The organism is Labrys sp. ALF-8, assembly GCF_059699065.1.
This window is the reverse complement of sequence record NZ_AP048538.1, coordinates 1910445-1929330: the sequence shown is the minus strand read 5'-3', so window position 1 is coordinate 1929330 and position 18886 is coordinate 1910445. Positions and strand designations below refer to the sequence as shown.

Genomic DNA, 18886 nt, shown 5'->3' with positions numbered 1-18886 from the left:
CCTTCGACCACCGTTTCAAGATGCGGACGAGATGTCCGCGCAGCCGGACCAGGATTTATTTCGATGCCCTCTACCGCCGCTCTCACCATCGACATCCCTCCCGAGCGGATCGTCGCCTTCAAGGCGCCGCCGGCGCGTGTTCAGCACGCCCACGTCATCAGGGACGACGCCGAGGCTCTTGTTGCTGTTCGTAGACTTGCTGCAAGGATCGCAGAGACCGCCATAGAACGCGACCGGGAGCGGCGCCTGCCCTTCGAGGAACTGGACTGGCTCTCCGATGCCGGCCTCCTCGCTATCACGGTGCCGAAGGCCTATGGGGGCGCCGAGGTCTCGTCCGGCACGCTTGCCGAGGTGATCGCGACCCTGTCGGAGGCCGATGGCTCGATCGGGCAGATCCCGCAGAACCATTTCTTCATCCTCGAAGCCTTGCGCCTGGAGGGGAGCGAGGAGCAGAAAAGGTTCTTCTATAGCCGCATCCTATCGGGCGAGCGTATTGGCAACGCCCTTTCGGAAATCGGCACGAAGACGGCACAGGATCACAACACCCGCCTTTCCAAGGACGGGCCTGTACTGAGGCTGAACGGGCGCAAGTTCTATTGCACGGGCGCGCTCTTCGCCCATTGGGTGGCAGTGGTCGCCAATGACGACCAGGGCAACTCAACCATCTCCTTCGTACCGCGCGAGACCGCCGGCCTCACCGTTATCGACGACTGGTCCGGCTTCGGCCAGCGCGTGACCGCATCGGGCACCACCACGCTCGACAATGTCGAGGTCCACCCCTTCTCGGTGATCTCGCTTCGGGCGGTATTCGATCGCCCGACCTCGATGGGGCCCGTCGCTCAGATCATGCATGCCGCCGTGGAGGCTGGTATCGCCCGCGCAGCGCTCAAGGAAACCATCCGCTTTGTCCGCAATTACGCCCGGCCCTGGAAGGACAGCGGCCTCGATCACGGCTACGAGGACCCCTACACGATCGCTCAGATCGGCGAGGTGAAGATCCGTGTATCCGCCTCCGACGCGCTGCTCGAAAGGGCAGGGCGCATCGCCGATATCTCGGTGGCCAATCCCACCATCGAGACCGTAGCCGCCGCATCCGTCGCGGTGGCGGAGGCGAAGGTGGCCTCGACCGAGGCTTCCCTGCTCGCCGGCAGCAAGCTGATCGAACTCGCGGGCTCGCGCGCCACCCAGGCCCAGTATGGTCTCGACCGTTTCTGGCGCAATGCCCGCACCCATACCGTGCACGATCCCGTGCGGTGGAAGTACCGCGCCATCGGCGACTATTGGCTCAACGGCATCAATCCGCCGCGCCATGGTGCCATCTGAGAACGGACCATTTCATTGAGGCGATCCAGCGAGCGCGACGAGGCCAGGCAATCCGACGGAAACGGGCTCCGCCCGGCGATTTCCCGATTGCATGGTCTCGACAGCAATGACGGTGGATCTGCCTTTTGCCTTTCGACATTTGACTGAGAGACTTGAACCATGTCCTACGATCTTGACCTGCCGACGCCAGCCAAGGAAACCGATGTCCTCTGGTTCCTGCCGACGCATGGCGACGGCCGCTATCTCGGCAGCGAGCAGGGCGCGCGACACGTCTCACTGGGATACCTCTCCCAGATTGCCCGGGCCGCCGACGAACTCGGCTATTTCGGCGTGCTGCTGCCGACGGGGCGTTCCTGCGAGGACAGCTGGGTAATTGCATCCGCCATGGTGCCGCTCACCAAGAGGCTGCGTTTCCTCGTGGCGGTACGCCCTGGTCTCACGACCCCGGCCTTCGCAGCCCGGCAGGCCGCGACGCTGGACCGGCTTTCCGATGGGCGCCTGCTCATCAACGTGGTCACGGGCGGCGATCCGGTCGAACTCAAGGGCGACGGCGTCTTTCTCGACCATACCGAACGCTACGAGGTCACGGACGAGTATCTGACGATCTGGCGCGAACTGCTCCAGGGCGGCAAGGTCAATTTCCAGGGCGAGCATCTGCGTATCGAGGACGGCACGCTCCTCTACCCGCCCGTGAGCCGGCCTTACCCGCCGCTCTATTTCGGTGGATCCTCTGCCATCGGCAACGAGGTGGCGGGCAAGCACGTCGACGTATACCTCACCTGGGGTGAGCCGCCCCAGCAGGTGGCGGAGAAGATTGCCAACGCCAAGGCCGTCGCCGCCAAGTATGGCCGCACGCTGTCCTTCGGCATCCGCCTGCACGTCATCGTGCGGGAGACTTCGGCCGAGGCCTGGGCCGCGGCGGAAAGCCTGATCTCCAAGCTCGACGACGAGACCATCGCCACGGCGCAGAAGGCATTTGCGCGCATGGATTCGGTCGGCCAGAGCCGCATGCGGGCGCTGCACGGCGGTTCGCGTGACAAGCTCGAAGTCAGCCCCAACCTGTGGGCCGGGGTTGGCCTCGTGCGCGGCGGCGCCGGCACGGCGCTGGTCGGCAATCCCGACGAGGTGGCCGAGCGCATGAAGGAATACATGGCGCTGGGCATCGACCGCTTCATCCTCTCGGGTTATCCGCACCTGGAAGAGTGCTATCGCTTTGCCGAACTGGTCTTCCCCAAGCTGCCGCTCAAGAAGACGACCGGCAACGATCTCGGCCCGGCGCGCAATGCCGGACCCTTCGGCGAGATCATCGCTAACGTGGTGGCTCCATCGCACCGCAAGGCTGCTGCCGGATGAAGGGGTTGAAAGCCCGATCGACAAGAAGCTCCACCTTCGCCATTGCCGGGCTTGTGTCGGCAATGCGGGGGTGTAAGCCTTGACGGAAGTCTGCCTGGGTGCCCGAAAGCAGCCCGGGCATGACGAGGGTAACCCCTTCTCCATCCCGAGGAGGTTCCTCGGTCGAATCAAGATCGGCGCGCCAGACAATGTCCAAGCAGATCCGTCTCAATGCCTTCGAAATGAACTGCGGGGTTCACCAGTCTCCGGGCTTGTGGCGCCACCCGCGGGACCGTTCCCGCGACTACAGGAAGCTCGATTATTGGATTGATCTATCCAAAATCTTGGAGCGGGGTCTGTTCGACGGGCTGTTCCTGGCTGATGTCCTCGGCGTCTACGACGTCTTCGGCGGCAGCGGCGATGCGGCCCTCAGGCACGGCACGCAAACCCCGGTGAACGATCCACTGCTGATCGTGCCCGCGATGGCGGCGGCGACGCGGCATCTCGGCTTCGGCGTCACCGTCAATCTCTCCTATGAGCCGCCCTATGCCTTCGCCCGGCGCATGTCCACCCTGGATCACCTTACGGAAGGGCGGATCGGCTGGAACATCGTCACGGGTTATCTCGACAGTGCGGCCCGGGGCACGGGCAAGGCGAAGCAGACCGCGCATGACGACCGCTACGCCATCGCCGAGGATTACATGACGGCCGTCTACAGGCTCTGGGAAGAGAGCTGGGCCGACGATGCGGTGGTCGCCGATGCGCAGGCGGGCGTGTTTACCGATCCGGCGCGGGTCCGCAAGATCAGGCATGAAGGTCCGCATTTCAGGATCGATGCCCTTCATCTCAGCGAGCCTTCGCCTCAGCGCACCCCTGTGCTGTACCAGGCCGGCACGTCGCCGGCGGGCCGCGATTTTGCCGCCCGCCATGCCGAGTGCATCTTCATGTCGGGTCCCAGCCGCAAGGTGATTGCGCCGCGCGTAGCCGCCATCCGGCAGGCGGCGGCCAGGCTGGGGCGCGATCCTTCCGCCATCCTGATGTTCACGCTGCTGACCGTAATCGTGGCGCCCACCGATGCGGAGGCGCAAGCGAAGCTTGCGGACTATCGCCGCTATGCCGACCTCGAGGGAGCGCTCACCCTGATGTCCGGCTGGACAGGTGTCGACTTCTCCAGGCTCGATCCCGATGCCGTGGTCCAGCATGTCGAGAACGAGGCTGGCCGCACCGCTCTCGAGAACATCACCCGCGCCGATCCCGAGCGGACCTGGACGGTGCGGGAAGTGGCCGAACATGTCTCGATCGGCGGGATCGGGCCGGTTGTGGTCGGTTCGCCGGCGACGGTGGCCGACGAACTCGAGGCCTGGATCGACGAGACCGGCATAGACGGTTTCAATCTCGCCTTTGCCGTGCGCCCCGAGACCTTTCGTGACGTCGTCGACCTGCTGGTGCCGGAACTGCAGAGGCGTGGGCGCTACAAGACGACCTATCGCGAGGGTACGTTGCGCGAAAAGCTCTTCGGCGGTTCGGCACGACTGCCGCCAGAACATGCCGGCGCCATTTATCGCCAGGTTTGGCGATCCCTTGAGCCCGTTTGATTGGCAAATCACCCAGTTTGCTATTACCAGATGATCGAAAGGGATTCTCGCTGACACGTGCCGGGGGCCACATGCTGACGAAGAAGGGCAAATATGGCCTCAAGGCGATGGTGCATCTGGCCGGGCAGGAGCCGGGCCGGCCCTGTCTCGTCTCCGATATTGCCGAGCAGAACGGTATTCCCAAGAAGTTTCTCGACACCATCCTCGGCGAACTGAAGAATGCCGGCTTCCTGCACTCGAAGAAGGGCAAGGGCGGCGGATATGTGCTGGGGCGCCCCGCAAGCGAGATCCGGGTCGGCCATATCGTGCGTGTTCTCGATGGCCCGCTTGCGCCGATCCCCTGTGCCAGCCGTACTGCCTACCAGCGGTGCGACGACTGTTCCGACGAGAGCCAGTGCGCCGTGCGGTTGATGATGCTGGAAGTTCGGCAGGCGATCTCCACGGTGCTGGACAATCGCAGCCTTGCCGACATGCGCTCGCTGGCCGATCTCGACGACCTGACATACATGTATCACATCTGATCGCGAGCCTGCGGCTCTGCGCCGGCCGCAGGGCGGAAGGGTAGGACCGCGTTGCCGGAGTGCGACGACTTCAATTGGCGTCGATCGGCCGTCATTCCGGCCGGAGAGGCGGAACCCATGAATCCGGCCCCTCGGAACACGATATTCATGAATGCCGGGTCTGCCTTCGTTCACCCGGAGTGGTGCTGCGACTGCATCCGAAGTCACTCATGTCTGCCCGGCTGCGAAAGCCGTTGCCGTGGGCGTATCATTGGTCTATCAAACCACTAGATTAAGTGATCTTTCTAAACATGCTTGCACCAGCCCACCCGTCACCCACCCGGCATATCGTCGTCATCGGAGGCGGGGCGAGCGGCGTCCTGATGACGGCGCATCTGTTGCGCCATCACGATCCCTCCCTGCGAGTGACTCTTGTCGAGAAGAGCGCCGAACTGGGCGCAGGCATCGCGTATGGTACGGGCCATCCCGATCATCTCCTCAACGTTCGCGCCGCCAATATGAGCGCCTATCCCGACGATCCGGATCATTTCTGGCGCTGGGTCGGCGAGCACAGCAGCATCGATTGCCCTGATGCCCAGTCCTTCGCGCCGCGCCGGCTCTATCGCGACTATCTCGCGGATCTGCTCTCGCCCCATCTCGTGCAGCGCGCGGGCACCCGACGCCTCGCCATCGTCAATGACGAGGTGATGGGGCTGGAGGAGAGGGAGGACGGGCTGGTTATCCGCCTTGCCGGACGGGAACCCCTGCGGGCGGACATCGCGATTCTTGCCACTGGCAATGAGGGGCCGAAGCTGCAGCCCGCCTCATGGCGCTTCGATGGCTGGTTCGATGCGGCGCCGAACGCCTTTTCGCCGGACTCGGATGTGGTGATCGTAGGCACCGGCCTGACCATGGCCGACCGGGTGCTCTCATTGCTGCACGCCGGACATCGCGGCCGGATCACCGCGATCTCCCGCCGCGGCCTGCGTCCGCATGCTCATCGGCCGGTGGCGCCCTATCGTCTGGATGCCGCCGACATCCCCTATGGCACCGGCATCACCTATCTCACCCGCTGGCTGCGCGGCCTCGTCCGGGAGCACCAGGCTTCCGGTGGCGACTGGCGAGGCATCGTCGATGGTCTCCGCCCGTATACCCAGCCGCTCTGGCGCAGTCTCTCGCACGAGGCCCGCCGCCGCTTCCTGCGCCATGCCCGCGCTTGGTGGGACATTCACCGACATCGCATGGCGCCGAGTGCGGCCGATCGGATCGAAGCGGCGCGGGCTTCGGGGCAGCTTGCCATCGTGGCAGGTCGTGTTGCCGGTTTCGAACCGCTGGAGCAGGGTGTGCTCGTGCGCTATGTCGCCCGCACCGGTGCGGCCGAGAAGAAACTCCTGGCCCGTGCGGTGTTCGAATGCCGCGGTCGGGCCGCCGACGTGACGGCGACCGAAAATCCTGTCCTCCGCCAACTCCTCGCCGAGGGCATCGTACATCCCGATCCGCTTGGCCTTGGTCTCGATGTTGGTGCGGATTGCGGCGTCGTCCATCGCGACGGCAGGCATTCCAACCGCCTCTATGCGGTCGGGCCGATCACCTCGGGCGTGTTCTGGGAGATCGTGGCGGTGCCGGATATCCGCCAGCAGGTGGCCAAGCTGGCCGGCCACCTCATGCAGGGGCGTGTCACGGCGGGTTGAGTTGGCGCGCTGCGCCTTCGGATCGACTCGCCAGGCATGGTCTCGACGGCATCAGATGCGTCGTAAGCGCATCCCAGCCAAGCACGTGATGATCCTAGGATCTGTCGCCCCGCGCTTCCGAAATCGCCAGGCTTCCCTTCCGCCTACACCTCCAGTATCGCCTTGATCACGCCCGTCTGGGGCTTCGACCAGTGCGGGATGAGCGAGGGGGCGTCGTCGAGGCTGCCGCTGTGGCTGGCGAGGGCCTGCATCGGGACCTGCCCGCCTCGCATCGCAGTGAGGACCGTCTCGAAATCCGCACGAACAGCGTTTCGGCTCGCGAAGAGCGTGGTCTCCCGCTTGTGGAAATCGGGATCGTTGAAGCTGATGTCCGCTCGCACGAGCGATAGCAGCACATAGCCCCCGCCATGCCCCACCAGGGAGAACCCCTTCTGCATGGCGACCGGGCTGCCGGTGGCGTCGATCACGCAATCGAAATAGTCGCCGCCAGTGGCTTGGCCGAGTCTGTCGACGATGTCTGCGGAGGCCTCGAACGCAGCATCGGCGCCGAGTTCGTCCTCGCAGAAAGCGAGCCGATGGGGACTGAGATCGACCACGCTGACATGCGCTCCCATCGCCTTGGCGAAGATCGTGGCAGCAATGCCGATCGGCCCTGCACCGACGACGGCGACGCGATTGTTTCTGCCGATACCGCCACGGGCCACGCCATGGGCCCCGATGGCGAGAAACTCCACCATGGCCGCCTGGCTTGCCGTCAGGCCATCCGCGGGGACAACGTTGGCCTCGGGCACGGCGATGGCATCGCAGGCGCCTCCGTCGCGATGCACGCCCAGCACGGCGATACGCTGGCAACAGTTGGTCTTTCCCGCAAGGCAGGCCCGGCATCGCCCGCAATAGAGCGTCGGCATTATCGAGACGACCTGGCCGGCGCGAAGAGCCGAGCCGGAAGGTGCCGACATGACCTCGCCGCCGAGTTCGTGCCCGATCACGCGCGGATAGTCGAAATAGGGCTGGTTGCCATGAAAGATGTGGTAGTCGGTGCCGCAGATGCCGACATGACGGATACGCACCAGAACCTCGCCTTCACCGGCGCGCGGCTCGTCGCGTTCGATGATGGTGAGCTTGCCGGGCTCGTCGCAACTCAAGGCTCTCATAGGAGGCTCCGGGATTGAATGGCGCCGAGAACGCCCTTGGAAGCGATCGATCCGTATGCTTGCTTCAGCCTGGCGGCGAAACCCTCATTGCGCGGAAGGTCTTCGCCGAACACGGCGGACAGGCCGAGGAAAGCGTCGACCACACCGTCGGGTGGCGCGCTGCGCTGATCAGGCTGCCCGGTCCAGGCCTGGAAGGGAGGATCGTTGAGGGGGAGGGGATTGCCCCTGTCGTCCATTCCGCCGCATGAGCGTATCCACGCCGCGACAGCGAAGATCTGGGGATCGCAGGGCAGGCCCCTCGCGAGGCAGTCGCGAATGGGGGACAGGATGCGCTGGGGCAGCTTCTGCGAGGCATCGCTGGCGATCTGTGCAGTGCGATGGTGCAGGGAGGTGTTTTCGTAGCGGGTGAGCAACTTTCGCGTGTAGTCAAAGGCCCTGTCGGCGGGAATGGAAAGCGTGGGGATAACGCACTGCCAGTAATGCTCGATCAGGCCGCGGACCAGGTGATCACCTATTGCCTGGGAGACGAACTCGTGGCCGGACAACCGGCCCACTGCTGCAATCGTGGAGTGGGTGCCATTGAGCAGGCGCAACTTCATATGTTCGAAAGGCTCGACGTCTTCGGCGAATTCGACGCCGCTTTCCTCCAGGCGCGGCCGGCCGGAGATAAAGCGATCCTCTATCACCCATTGCGTGAAGGGCTCTCCCAGCACCGGCCAGGCATCTGTCATGCCGAGTGCCGCAGCTGTGGTGGCGCGGTCCGCGTCGGTGGTGGACGGCACGATGCGATCCACCATCGAGGAGGGGAAGGAAATCTCACCGCGTATGAAGGCGGCGAGGTCCTTGTCCCGAAGCGTGGCATATTCCGTGAGCACGCGTCGAAGGGTACGGCCGTTCTGCGGAAGGTTATCGCAGGAGAGCAGCGTGAACGGCCGGGTTCCGGTCTTGCGGCGCCGGTCGATCGCCTCCACGAGGAAACCAAGCGCCGAACGAGGCGAGCCTGGATTGGCGAGGTCGTGCGCCACATCCGGGTGATCCTGCCGTAGTCCTCCGGACCCTAGATCGACCGCATAGCCCTTCTCGGTAATGGTGAGCGTGACGATGCGGATCGCGGGATCGCTGAGTCGGGCGAGCAGCGCGCCGGGATCCTCCGGTGCGACGGTCACCCCCGATATCGAGCCGATGATGCGCAGATCTTCGCTGCCGCTGTCGCGGACGGCGAGAGTGTAGAGCCCGTCCTGCGGATTGAGCGCGTCACGCGTTTCGGTGCTCCGCAGGGACGTACCGACGATGCCCCAGTCCGTCTCTCCGCGCGCAAGGCAGTCGTCGACATATACGGCCTGATGGGCACGGTGGAAGGCGCCCGTGCCGAGATGGAGTATGCCGGGCGTAATGACGGAACGGTCATAGGCTGGCTTGGCGATTCCCGATCCGAGCTTGGACAGGGTGGTGTTGGACAGGCGCATGCAACTCACTCGACGATGTAGGGTCCGTATTCTTCCGGCAGTTGCTCAAGGATGTGGAAGATCATGTCGAGATGCTCCTCCATGAACTGTGCCGCTTCGTTCACCCTGCCGGCATCGAGTGCATCCAGCACGGTCAGGTGCTCGTCGATGACGACGGGCAGCCGGGAAGGCGTTCCGAACAGGCGCACGAAGCGCGCGAGGCGGCTCTTGGCCTGGAGCACCGTGGACCAAACGCCCTCACGGGCAGCGAAGGCCGCAAAGGCCTGGTGGAAGTTCTCGTCCTCCTCGAAGAAGAGATCGATGTTCCCGGTTGACAGCGCCCGGCGCTGCGTGTCGACGATGATGCGGGCCTGCGCGCTCATGGCGGGGCTCCACCTGGCGGCCGCCTCGCGCAGCAGGGCGAGTTCGAGGTTCTTCCGCACGAAATGGCTGTCGCGTACTTCGCCGAGGCGAACGGGCGAGACGAAACTGCCTTGCTGGGGGTAGACGTCGATCAGTCCCTCTTCGCTGAGCCGGGTAACGGCGGAGCGCACGGGCGTGCGGGAGACGCCGAAGTGGCGACAGATGCGATTCTCGCTGATCGAGGTGCCGGGCATCAGGCGCGTGGTGATGATGGCGCGCTTGAGAGCCTCGTAGATCTGGTCGGCGACCGGATGCTTGCGGTCGATCTCGACCGCGAAGCCAAGGCCGTCTTCTTCGCTCTCCCTGAGTGTCGCGGAAGACATCGCGCCACATCCTCCCAAAAAAACCAACGGAAGCAGGTGGATAGCGGTTCATCTTGAATCGGGCCAGCAGCAGCTGCGGGCGTCGATTTCCATCCTTGCCTCAGAAACACTATTGCATGTTTAGGGCTTGGATCCTAGTATCCAAACTGCAAAGTGGGCCGATAAAAAGAATATGGTCCGCGACGAAGATACCCAATGGGAGTGGAAACGCATGTTTGCCCGACACAAGCTGTTTGCCTGCGCCGCCGCGGTCGCCCTGTTCGCCGGCGCGCTGCCGGCGCTTGCCGCCGATGACACCAAGGTCGCCCTGGTTCCGGGCGGCCCGCATCCCTATTTCGCCGCCTGGGATCAGGCCGGCAAGGATGCCGCCAAGGATTTCGGTATCGGCGCTGCCGACTACAAGGTTCCCCAGAAATGGGAGCTCAGCGCTCAGAATGAGTTGCTGGAGAGCCTCGTCACCCAGGGATACAATGCCTTCCTGGTCTTCCCGGGCGATCCCGTAGGCTCCGTGGCCACGGCCAACGAACTGGCCGACACCGGCGCGCCCGTCCTGGCACTGGCCGGCTGCCTGAAGGATCCCTCGAAGGCCGGCTTCTGCCTCGGCACCGATACGGGCCATTCGGCCTATCTCGGTACCAAGGAGTTGTTCAAGGCGATGGGCGGCAAGAAGCGCATCGCCCACTTCACCGGTTTCCTGGTCGATTCCAACACGCAATTGCGCATCGACGCCGTCAACAAGGCGGCCCAGGAAGAGGGCGGCCAGGTGGTGCAGGTGATTGCCGACATCGACGCCCCCGAACCGGCGGAGGAAAAGATCAACGCCTATCTCGCGGCCCATGCCGGGGAGATCGACGGCATCGTCACCACCGCGTGGGTGCCGGCCGTGGTCGCCTCCAACGCGCTGCGCAAGATCGGCGACAAGCGCATCAAGATGGTCGGTATCGATCATGACGAGGTGGTGCTCAAGGCGATCAAGGACGGATTCGTGAGCGGCACCATGCTGCAAAATCCCTACGGGCAGGCCTATATCGGCTCCTTTGCTGCCGACAAGCTGCGTAGCGGCTGCACGGTGAAGGCAGACGCCCCCTGGAAGTCCAACGCTCTCACCAACCACTTCATCGATTCCGGCACGGTGTTCGTCGATGCCTCGGGCGTGGACAACTACATCACCGCCATGCAGGGCATCACGAAGACGCTGCTGGCGGACTTCCAGAAGACCTATCTCGACTGCAAGTAAGGACAGGCTGAGGCGGGGCGCGTCTTTCCAAGCGCGTCCACGCCCTTCCGTCTTTTTCAACAGGGCCTTCTCCCCCGGCTCCCCGGGGAGGGGGCCGTGCCTTTTTTCCTAGTAGTGACGGAGCAACTGCTGCTCATGACCGTCGATGAGAGCAAGACCGCGACGCTTCCCGGCGCTCCCATGCGCAGCGGCTCGGTGCGTTTCTATCTCACCAACGAGTTCGGCCTGATCGTGCTGATCGTGGTGTTCGGCTGTCTCTTCGGCCTGCTCACGAAGGGTTTCTTCTCGCCCTTCAACCAGTTCACCCTGGGGCGCGTCGCCGCCGTCAACATCATGGTGGGCCTGTCGATGATGGTGGTGATCGTCACGGGCGGCCTCAATCTCGCCGTTGGCGCCATCGGTGTGTGCGCCGCGATGACCTTCGGTGCACTGGTCGAACTGGCTGGCCTGCCTTGGCCCCTCGCAGCGCTTGGCGGCGTCGCGATGGCGGCCCTGCTCGGCTGGGTCAATGGCTTCGTGGTCGTTCGATCGGGCCTGCACAGCTTCATCATCACTCTCGCCAGCATGAGCATCTTCTTCGGCACGATGATCTATCTGACCAAAGCGCAGTCCTTCCGCGGCATTCCCGCCGATTTCTCGGAATTCGGCCGCATGCGCCTGTTCGGGCTGGTCTCGCCCCTGCTGGTGGTCGCGCTCGTCATGGCTGTCCTGCTCGTCATCCTCTATCGCTACACGGTGCTTGGCCGCGAAATGCTGGCGGCGGGTGCGCGGCCGGAGGCAGCGGAGCTCTCCGGCGTGCGCGTCGGGCGCGTCTTCATCATCTGCCATATGCTCTCGGGGGCGCTCGCGGCGATCACCGCCATGCTGGTGGTTGCCCGAACGGGCGCCGCCATCCCGTCCATGGCCGGACAGCTTGGACAGGACTGGCTGCTGCCGGCCTTCCTCGGCCCCGTCCTCGGCGGCACGCTGCTGAGCGGCGGCCGGGTCTCCGTCATCGGCACGGTCCTCGGCGCCATCCTGGTCACGATGCTCACCAACGGCCTGCTGCTCCTGCAGATCGGTGAATTCTGGGTGCAGGCATGCCTGGGCGTGCTGCTCCTCGTCGCTGTGCTGATCGACCTTGCGCGCCGCTCCTATCTCGCCCATCGGAGAATGGTGTGATGCCCCGTTTCATCCAGACCGACTGGTTCGGCCCTCTCGCCATCACGGTTCTCGCCATCGCGGTCATCGCGCCGTTCAATCCCTCCTTCCTTTCGCCGCTGAACATCCAGGTGCTGCTGCTGGCGATCACCGTGAACATGCTGATCGCCTTTTCGCAGATGATCATCATCGCGATCGGCCAGATGAACCTCGCCGTGGGCGCCATCGGAGGGCTCGTGGCGATTTCCTTCGCCGGCATGATGCAGGTGTGGGGCCTGCCGCCGGTCGCGGCGGCGGTCCTGGCCGCGCTGATCGGCCTCGCCGCCGGTATCGTCAACGGCATCTTCATCGCGGCAACCGGCATTTCCGCTTTCGTCATCACGTTGGCGACCCTGTCGGTGTTCAAGGGCATCAATCTCGCCATCACCAAGGCGCAGCCGTTCTACGGCGTGCCGCAGAGCGTCAAGGATTTCGGCAACACGACCTTCCTGAGCCCGCTGCCCTGGCTCGTCATCCCCGCTGCCATCGTCTTCGGCCTGATCTGGTACCTGCTGAACCGCCTGCCGCTCGGACGCTTCATTCTCGCCGTTGGCGGCAACGCCCATTCGGCCGAGCTCTCCGGCATCTCGGTTTCGCGCACGGTGGTGACGGCGCATGCCATCTCCGGCCTTCTGGCCGGGCTGGCCGGCATCTTCCTGGTTGCGCGGCTCGAAATCGGCCAGCCCACGATCGGGGACGACTGGCTGATCCTTTCCTTCGCCGCGCCGGTGATCGGCGGCGCCGTGCTGGCGGGCGGGCACGTCTCGGCCCTCGCCACGCTGCTCGGCGTCGTCATCGTGGCGATCATCACGCAGGCCCTCGTGCTCTTTCACATCGACCCCTTCCTCGTCCAGGTTGTGCTCGGAGCCCTGATTCTCTGGGCGGTCGGCATGAATCGTTGGCGCGAGGTCCGGGTCTCGCGCGGCCTGAAGAGGATCTGAGCCATGGCCGAAACGACCCCAGGCCCGGTGTTCCAGGCGCGCGGCGTCAGCAAGTTCTTTCCAGGCGTCAAGGCGCTGGAGGGCGTTTCGATCACGCTGGGCAAGGGCTCGATTCATGCCCTCCTGGGTGAGAACGGCGCCGGCAAGTCGACCCTCATCAAGCTGATCACGGGCGTGCTTCGTCCCGACGAGGGGGAACTCTTCGTCGACGGCAAGCCGGTGCACTTCTCCTCCACCCGCGACGCCATTGCCACCGGCATCGGTGTGGTGCATCAGGAACGGAACCTCATTCCGCGCTTCTCGGTGGGCGAGAACATCATGCTGGAGCGCCTCAGCGACAGCCCGTTCAAGCCCATCGACTATGCCGAGATCAACAAGGAGGCGCGGCGCTGGCTCGACGTGCTCGGCCTCGACCTCGATCCCGCTACGCCCGTCTCCCAGCTCAGCGTCGCCAAGATGCAGCTCGTCGAGATCGCCAAGGCACTCTCCCTGCGTTCGCGCGTGCTGCTGCTGGACGAACCGACGGCCTCCCTGACGCCGCATGAGACGGTTGCGCTCTTCGCCCTGCTCAAGAAACTACGGGACGAGGGCGTCAGCATGCTCTTCGTTAGCCACAAGCTCGAGGAGGTGCAGGAGATCTGCGACCAGGTCACCGTGCTGCGCGACGGCAAGAATGCCTGCGAGAGCCGCTCGATGACCGGCCTCGGCCGCCAGGACCTGGTGCGGCTGATGATCGGGCGCAGCGAGCAGATCCCCGACTGGAAGCCGCGCGACTACTCGTCCGCGCCGCCGGTGCTGGAACTCCAGGGCGTCGCCACGCCCCTCGGCCATCGCGATATCGACCTGACCGTCCGGCGAGGCGAGATCGTCGGCCTCTACGGACTGGTCGGGGCGGGGCGCACGGAACTCGCCAAGTCGATCATGGGACTTTATCCGGCAACCGCTGGCGTCATCAAGCTCGATGGAAAGCCCGTCACCATAGGCAGCGTCGGCGAGGCGATTCATACGCACCGCCTCGGCTATGTCAGCGAGGATCGCAAGCAGGAGGGCCTGATCCTCCTGCATTCGGTCCTCGACAATGCCGGCATCACCATCTGGCGAAAGCTCGCCAAATTCGGGGGCTTCCTCACCGACCGCGCCGTTCGGGATACGGCGGAGCCCTATATCCGCAAGCTCGAGGTGCGCACGCCGTCGCTCGGCCAGCTTGTAGGCAATCTTTCGGGCGGCAACCAGCAGAAGATCAGCGTGGCCAAGTGGTTGGCCGCCGGTGTGCGGCTCCTGATCGTCGACGAGCCGTCGGTCGGAATCGACATCAAGACCAAGGCCTATCTGCATGAATTGCTGCGTGAATTGTCCGATGCGGGCACTGCGGTCCTGCTGATCACCAGCGACATGCCGGAGATGATCACCCTGGCGGATCGGATTGCCGTGATGAACGGCTACAGGCTGGCGGGAGACCTGCCCAACACCCGCGACTACGCGGCCGTGAGCGAAGGCATCATGAACCTGATCCACAAGGTCGACGCGGCGTAGCGCGGGCGCGGGATTGGAGTATCGATCACCGATCGCATTCCTGGAAACGATACGTTCGGCGGGAGAGAAGGAGGGCAATCGATGATCGCCCCTCCTCGTTTGGGTGCCCTTGCCTGCAAGAGGCGGGGGGCCTGTGGCACCAGGGAGTTGAAGTCGCCCGACAACCCGCCCTAAAGTCAGACGAAAACATTCGCCGACTCGTCGCTCGGCGTCTCTGTCAGGAGGAAATAATGCTCGCCCTCGTTCTCGAACGTCAGCACGAATTGTCGATGCGGGAGATCGACCTGCCCATGCAGGTCGGGCCCGACGACGTGAAGATCTCGCTCCATACCGTGGGCGTCTGCGGCAGCGACGTGCATTATTACACCCATGGCCGCATCGGTAATTTCATCGTCAATGAGCCGATGGTGCTCGGCCATGAGGCTGCCGGCACGGTCGTGGAAGTCGGTTCCAGCGTGAAGACGCTGAAGGTGGGCGATCGCGTCTGCATGGAGCCCGGCATTCCCAACCTCTCGTCGCGCGCCTCCAAGCTCGGTATCTACAATGTCGATCCTTCCGTGACCTTCTGGGCGACACCGCCCGTACATGGCGTGCTTACCCCCGAGGTGGTGCACCCCGCCGCGTTCACCTACAAGCTGCCGGACAACGTGTCCTTCGCCGAAGGGGCGATGGTCGAGCCTTTCGCAGTCGGCATGCAGGCTGCCGCGCGCGCGCGCATCGCCCCTGGCGACGTCGGCGCCGTCATCGGCGCCGGCCCGATCGGCATCATGATTGCCCTGGCTGCTCTTGCCGGCGGGTGCAGCAAGGTGCTGATCTCGGACTTCAGCAAGGAGAAGCTCGCGATTGCCGGCCGCTATGACGGCATCATCCCCGTGGATCTCGGCCAGGAGAGCTATGCCAGCGCCATCGCGCGAGAGACCGGCGACTGGGGTGCCGATGTGGTGTTCGAGGCAAGCGGCAATCCGAAGGCCTATAGCGGTATTTTCGATCTGGTGCGGCCAGGCGGCGCGCTTGTGCTGGTGGGACTGCCGGTGGAGCCCGTGACCTTCGATGTGCCTGGCGCAATCGCCAAGGAAGTGCGCATCGAGACCGTGTTTCGCTATGCCAACATCTATGATCGCGCCATCGCCCTGATTGCCTCCGGCAAGGTGGATCTGAAGCCGCTGATCACCGGGACGTACCCGTTCAGGAACAGCATCGCCGCTTTCGAGCGTGCCGAGAAGGCGCTGCCAACCGACGTCAAGCTGCAGATCCTGATGGATTGAGGGGAGCGGCAATCGGGAGAGGCGGCGCCATGCCGATCGGGCGCCGTCCCACTCCTGCTAGAGCGTGAAGTCGGCCACCATGACGCCCTCCAGCCCACCCTCGAGACAGGGCAGGATACGTTCTGCCAAGGCGGCGCGGGTAGGGTGGCTGAGATACGCCTCCCTTGCCTCATCATCCTCTATGTCCATCATAAAGCCATGCCGGAAGCCCCGCTCCAGCCCTTCACGGCTGTCGTTCCTGCCGGCTACGACGTCGCGTATGCCGGGGACGACATTCTTCATCAGCACGAAATCGCCAAGCAGTTCATCGATCGTATCGTCGGCAATGTCATTCTTGAAACGCAAGAACACACAATGACGGATCATCGGGTGCCTCCTGTATCTGCAATGGAATGGGGGAGCGGCTGCATGTCCTCTCGGCATTCGGGAACTTCGCCTACCCTCTTGGCAAGCGTGCGGCCGCTCCGCGAAGCGGGAGGTATACTGCCCGCGTTCCGGCCATTAGGGAAGGTTCCCTGGTCGTGACCTGCGCAATACGGAATAAAGCATTGGCATATCAGTAGCTTCGTCGCTGCGATCAGTGATTTTCGCAGGACGGTGCGGGCTGTCGCCGGCTAGGCATGAGCCGGACGACCTTCCCTTTGGCCATCACCATCGGCCCTCATGCCACAGATCGATTCGAGATGAGGCGACACTCCCCAGCCTTGCAGCCCAATGAGACCCCGGCAGGCATCGGGCCTCCATCCCCCTCAGGATCCGTCGCGCTACTGCCTGCGGATGCGGGGCTCCGGGATTTCGTGGCTCCGCCGTATTTCGGCGCCGACGGTGATCATGATCGCGCCCTCTGCCACGGCATCCGCCAGGTCGAGATTGGCGAGCAGGGTGCCCTGGGAGCGCGCAACAGGCCGGATGATGCCGTTGGCGTCATGGTGATCCAGCCAGCGGCTCAGTTCGGTACTCGCGTGGCGGTGGGCTTCATCGATGGTGCGGCCGTGGGCGGTGCACCCCGGGCAGTCAGGAAAGGTCACGTCATACGCGCCATTCTGCCCGGCAATCAGAGCAACGTAATGTGCCATGGACATCTCCTCCATGATGGCCCGAAGACCATACTCCTCTTTTCGGAGGACGTATGGCCATAGCCGGCAACATGACGCAGATTTTATTCCGCCGGCGGCCGCCGGACGTTTGTAGCGAGATGTCGGGAATGAAAAATTATCGTCATTCCAATGCGTTACAGGAGGTATCAACGCGGCGGAGCGCTTCGCCTCAACGCTCCCGCCTACGGTAAAGCAGGGGGGAGAGCCGCCACGCAGCGAGGAATCCCGGCACTGCAATCGCGGTCGCGACGATGAAGACCACCAGCATGGCGTGCCGCAATTCCTCGGGCGAGGTCGCTGCGGCGGCGCCGGCCATATTCGCGACCAGCCCCAGCAAGGCGGCTCCGATCGCATAGGCGGCCGACTGCAATGTCGGCAGCAAGGTGGATGTACGATTGCGGTCCGCTTCGGGAGCGGCTTCCATGAGGCCTTGGCACAGATAGCCCCAACTGCTGCCGAAACCTATGCCGGTCAGGGCCTGGCCCGTCACCAGCAAGGCGATCGCATCATGTTCGAGCGCGAGGAAGATGGCGCCGAGGCCTGCCACCAGCAGGAGCGGCCCGAGCCAGATCAGCAGCCGCCGAAGGGCAAACGAAGCCTGGCCGGCGACCACGATGGCGGTGAGGCTCCAGCAGATCGCCATGACGGCATTGAGAGCGCCGGCCAGGGTCGGCCCGTATCCCCACAGATGCTGCATCAGATAGACGAGGTAGACCGACGACGCGGATTGCGCCATCGGCATCAGCAGGATCACCCACAGGCCGAGCCCGATCGGCCCCCGCAGCCGGAAGGCACTTGCCGGAAACAGCCTCGCCTTCGAACTCCGGTCGACCCACACCGCGCTCACATAGAGAAACGCGGAGAGGAGGAGAAGTCCCGCCGCCACGGCGACGCTGCCGGCGAGGTCGGCGATCATCACGAGGATCATGCCGCCCGCGATGGCCACAAGCTGGGCGACCGGCAGTGCCTGGTCGGCCCGCTCGTCGCGCGTTATGGGTACCACCTTGAAAACCAGGGCCATGAAGAGGAGCGAAAGCGGGACGTTGACGAGGAAGGCGGCCCGCCAGGACACTGTCTCGCTGATGACGCCGGCTATGATAGGGCCGCCGAATGCGGCGCCCGCCCAGACCATTGCTTCCGCACCGAACACTTTCGGCACGAGTCGCGACGGGAAGATCTCCGGAATGAGGGCGTAGCATATGGCGGCTATCAGTCCCTCGCCGAAGCCCTGGAAGATGCGTCCGGCGAGCAGGACGGGCATCGCCGGGGCCAGGCCGGCGAGCAAGGTGCCGAAGGTGAACAGCAGGGCTGCCGCCTGGAGGCCTGCCCTGGCGCCATGGCGCGCCTTGACCAGCGCGGCGACGGCGCCGCCGAAAATCGCGAACACCAGATAGAGGCTGATCGACCACGCGATCAACGCGGCGCCGCCGAGTTCGTCGACGGCGGAGGGCAGGGCGGTCGAAACCAGGAAGCCGTTGAAGGCAAAGAGGGCCACGCCCAGGCACAGGGTCGCAGTCGCCGCGGCATAGCCAGGCGCCAGCATTTCCCGCCAACGCGCATCGATACTCAACTGTCCTTCCATGGCCATCTCCGCCCCTCACCAGCATTTCAATGTCTCGATAAAAAGCAAGTTCGCCTGCTTCCGGACGATGGGCTACAACTTCAAGTGTACTTGAGGTCAAGCGGCTTTCCGCTCGGGGGGAGGTGCTGGCAATTGGTCGGGGCGGGATAGCGGGTAGTCCTGCGGCGTGCATGCCTCGTCGTTCCTCCCGACGCCGCGCGGCGCGACCTCATTCTTTCGCTGGCGCAAGCGCTCCTTTCGGGTGACACTGGGGCGTCGCGGGTCGG

General features: G+C 64.4%; 16 protein-coding genes. 10 read left to right on the top strand and 6 right to left on the bottom strand.

Features of this window, described 5'->3' with window-relative positions; translation table 11 throughout:
- Positions 1 to 63: 63 nt before the first annotated feature.
- From AC6H34_RS29350 to AC6H34_RS29330, 5 genes are all read left to right on the top strand, one after another.
- The gene (locus AC6H34_RS29350; protein WP_497541195.1) at positions 64 to 1323 is read left to right on the top strand and encodes an SfnB family sulfur acquisition oxidoreductase; all 1260 of its coding nucleotides are present in this window, start codon (positions 64 to 66) and stop codon (positions 1321 to 1323) included.
- A 159-nt stretch (positions 1324 to 1482) separates the two neighbouring features.
- On the top strand, positions 1483 to 2676 hold the full coding sequence (gene ssuD / locus AC6H34_RS29345) for an FMNH2-dependent alkanesulfonate monooxygenase (RefSeq protein ID WP_497541194.1): 1194 nt from the start codon (positions 1483 to 1485) through the stop codon (positions 2674 to 2676).
- 188 nt (positions 2677 to 2864) lie between these two features.
- Positions 2865 to 4250, top strand: coding sequence for an LLM class flavin-dependent oxidoreductase (locus AC6H34_RS29340; protein ID WP_497541193.1), 1386 nt, complete (start codon positions 2865 to 2867; stop codon positions 4248 to 4250).
- A 71-nt stretch (positions 4251 to 4321) separates the two neighbouring features.
- Entirely contained in the window at positions 4322 to 4771 is a 450-nt protein-coding gene (locus AC6H34_RS29335; protein WP_448148159.1) for an RrF2 family transcriptional regulator, read from the top strand.
- 290 nt (positions 4772 to 5061) lie between these two features.
- Positions 5062 to 6441: an FAD/NAD(P)-binding protein gene (locus AC6H34_RS29330; RefSeq protein ID WP_497541192.1), complete on the top strand. Its 1380-nt coding sequence runs from the start codon at positions 5062 to 5064 to the stop codon at positions 6439 to 6441.
- Positions 6442 to 6584: 143 nt separating this feature from the next.
- Here the strand turns inward: AC6H34_RS29330 and AC6H34_RS29325 are convergent, their stop codons facing one another.
- From AC6H34_RS29325 to AC6H34_RS29315, 3 genes are read right to left on the bottom strand one after another with little or no spacing between them, the layout of a single operon-like run.
- Positions 6585 to 7595 carry a zinc-binding alcohol dehydrogenase family protein gene (locus AC6H34_RS29325; RefSeq protein ID WP_448148157.1) on the bottom strand — a complete coding sequence of 337 codons (1011 nt, stop codon included), beginning with the start codon at positions 7593 to 7595 and terminating at the stop codon, positions 6585 to 6587.
- Complete coding sequence (locus AC6H34_RS29320; RefSeq protein WP_497541191.1) at positions 7592 to 9061, bottom strand: mannitol dehydrogenase family protein; 1470 nt, start codon at positions 9059 to 9061, stop codon at positions 7592 to 7594. The genes AC6H34_RS29325 and AC6H34_RS29320 overlap by 4 nt, the downstream gene beginning before the upstream one ends.
- Before the next feature lie 5 nt (positions 9062 to 9066).
- Positions 9067 to 9786, bottom strand: a complete 720-nt coding sequence (locus AC6H34_RS29315; RefSeq protein WP_448148155.1) for a GntR family transcriptional regulator — start codon at positions 9784 to 9786, stop codon at positions 9067 to 9069.
- A gap of 211 nt (positions 9787 to 9997) precedes the next feature.
- Here AC6H34_RS29315 and AC6H34_RS29310 point away from each other — a divergent pair, with 211 nt between their 5' ends.
- From AC6H34_RS29310 to AC6H34_RS29290, 5 genes are all read left to right on the top strand, one after another.
- Positions 9998 to 11023 carry a sugar ABC transporter substrate-binding protein gene (locus AC6H34_RS29310; protein WP_497541190.1) on the top strand — a complete coding sequence of 342 codons (1026 nt, stop codon included), beginning with the start codon at positions 9998 to 10000 and terminating at the stop codon, positions 11021 to 11023.
- Between the two features lie 96 nt (positions 11024 to 11119).
- Positions 11120 to 12184: an ABC transporter permease gene (locus AC6H34_RS29305; protein ID WP_448148153.1), complete on the top strand. Its 1065-nt coding sequence runs from the start codon at positions 11120 to 11122 to the stop codon at positions 12182 to 12184.
- Entirely contained in the window at positions 12184 to 13143 is a 960-nt protein-coding gene (locus AC6H34_RS29300) for an ABC transporter permease (protein WP_497541189.1), read from the top strand. Before AC6H34_RS29305 ends, AC6H34_RS29300 begins: the two co-directional genes overlap by 1 nt.
- A gap of 3 nt (positions 13144 to 13146) precedes the next feature.
- Positions 13147 to 14676: a sugar ABC transporter ATP-binding protein gene (locus tag AC6H34_RS29295; RefSeq protein WP_448148151.1), complete on the top strand. Its 1530-nt coding sequence runs from the start codon at positions 13147 to 13149 to the stop codon at positions 14674 to 14676.
- A gap of 230 nt (positions 14677 to 14906) precedes the next feature.
- Complete coding sequence (locus AC6H34_RS29290) at positions 14907 to 15941, top strand: NAD(P)-dependent alcohol dehydrogenase (RefSeq protein ID WP_497541188.1); 1035 nt, start codon at positions 14907 to 14909, stop codon at positions 15939 to 15941.
- 57 nt (positions 15942 to 15998) lie between these two features.
- On the opposite strand, the gene AC6H34_RS29285 is transcribed toward AC6H34_RS29290, so the two are convergent.
- The 3 genes from AC6H34_RS29285 to AC6H34_RS29275 form a co-directional block, all read right to left on the bottom strand.
- Positions 15999 to 16307 (bottom strand): Dabb family protein, encoded by a 309-nt coding sequence (locus AC6H34_RS29285; RefSeq protein ID WP_448148149.1) that lies wholly within the window; start codon positions 16305 to 16307, stop codon positions 15999 to 16001.
- 398 nt (positions 16308 to 16705) lie between these two features.
- The gene (locus AC6H34_RS29280) at positions 16706 to 17017 is read right to left on the bottom strand and encodes a type II toxin-antitoxin system HicB family antitoxin (RefSeq protein ID WP_448148148.1); all 312 of its coding nucleotides are present in this window, start codon (positions 17015 to 17017) and stop codon (positions 16706 to 16708) included.
- A 190-nt stretch (positions 17018 to 17207) separates the two neighbouring features.
- Positions 17208 to 18620: an MFS transporter gene (locus AC6H34_RS29275; RefSeq protein ID WP_497541187.1), complete on the bottom strand. Its 1413-nt coding sequence runs from the start codon at positions 18618 to 18620 to the stop codon at positions 17208 to 17210.
- Positions 18621 to 18886 lie beyond the last annotated feature (266 nt).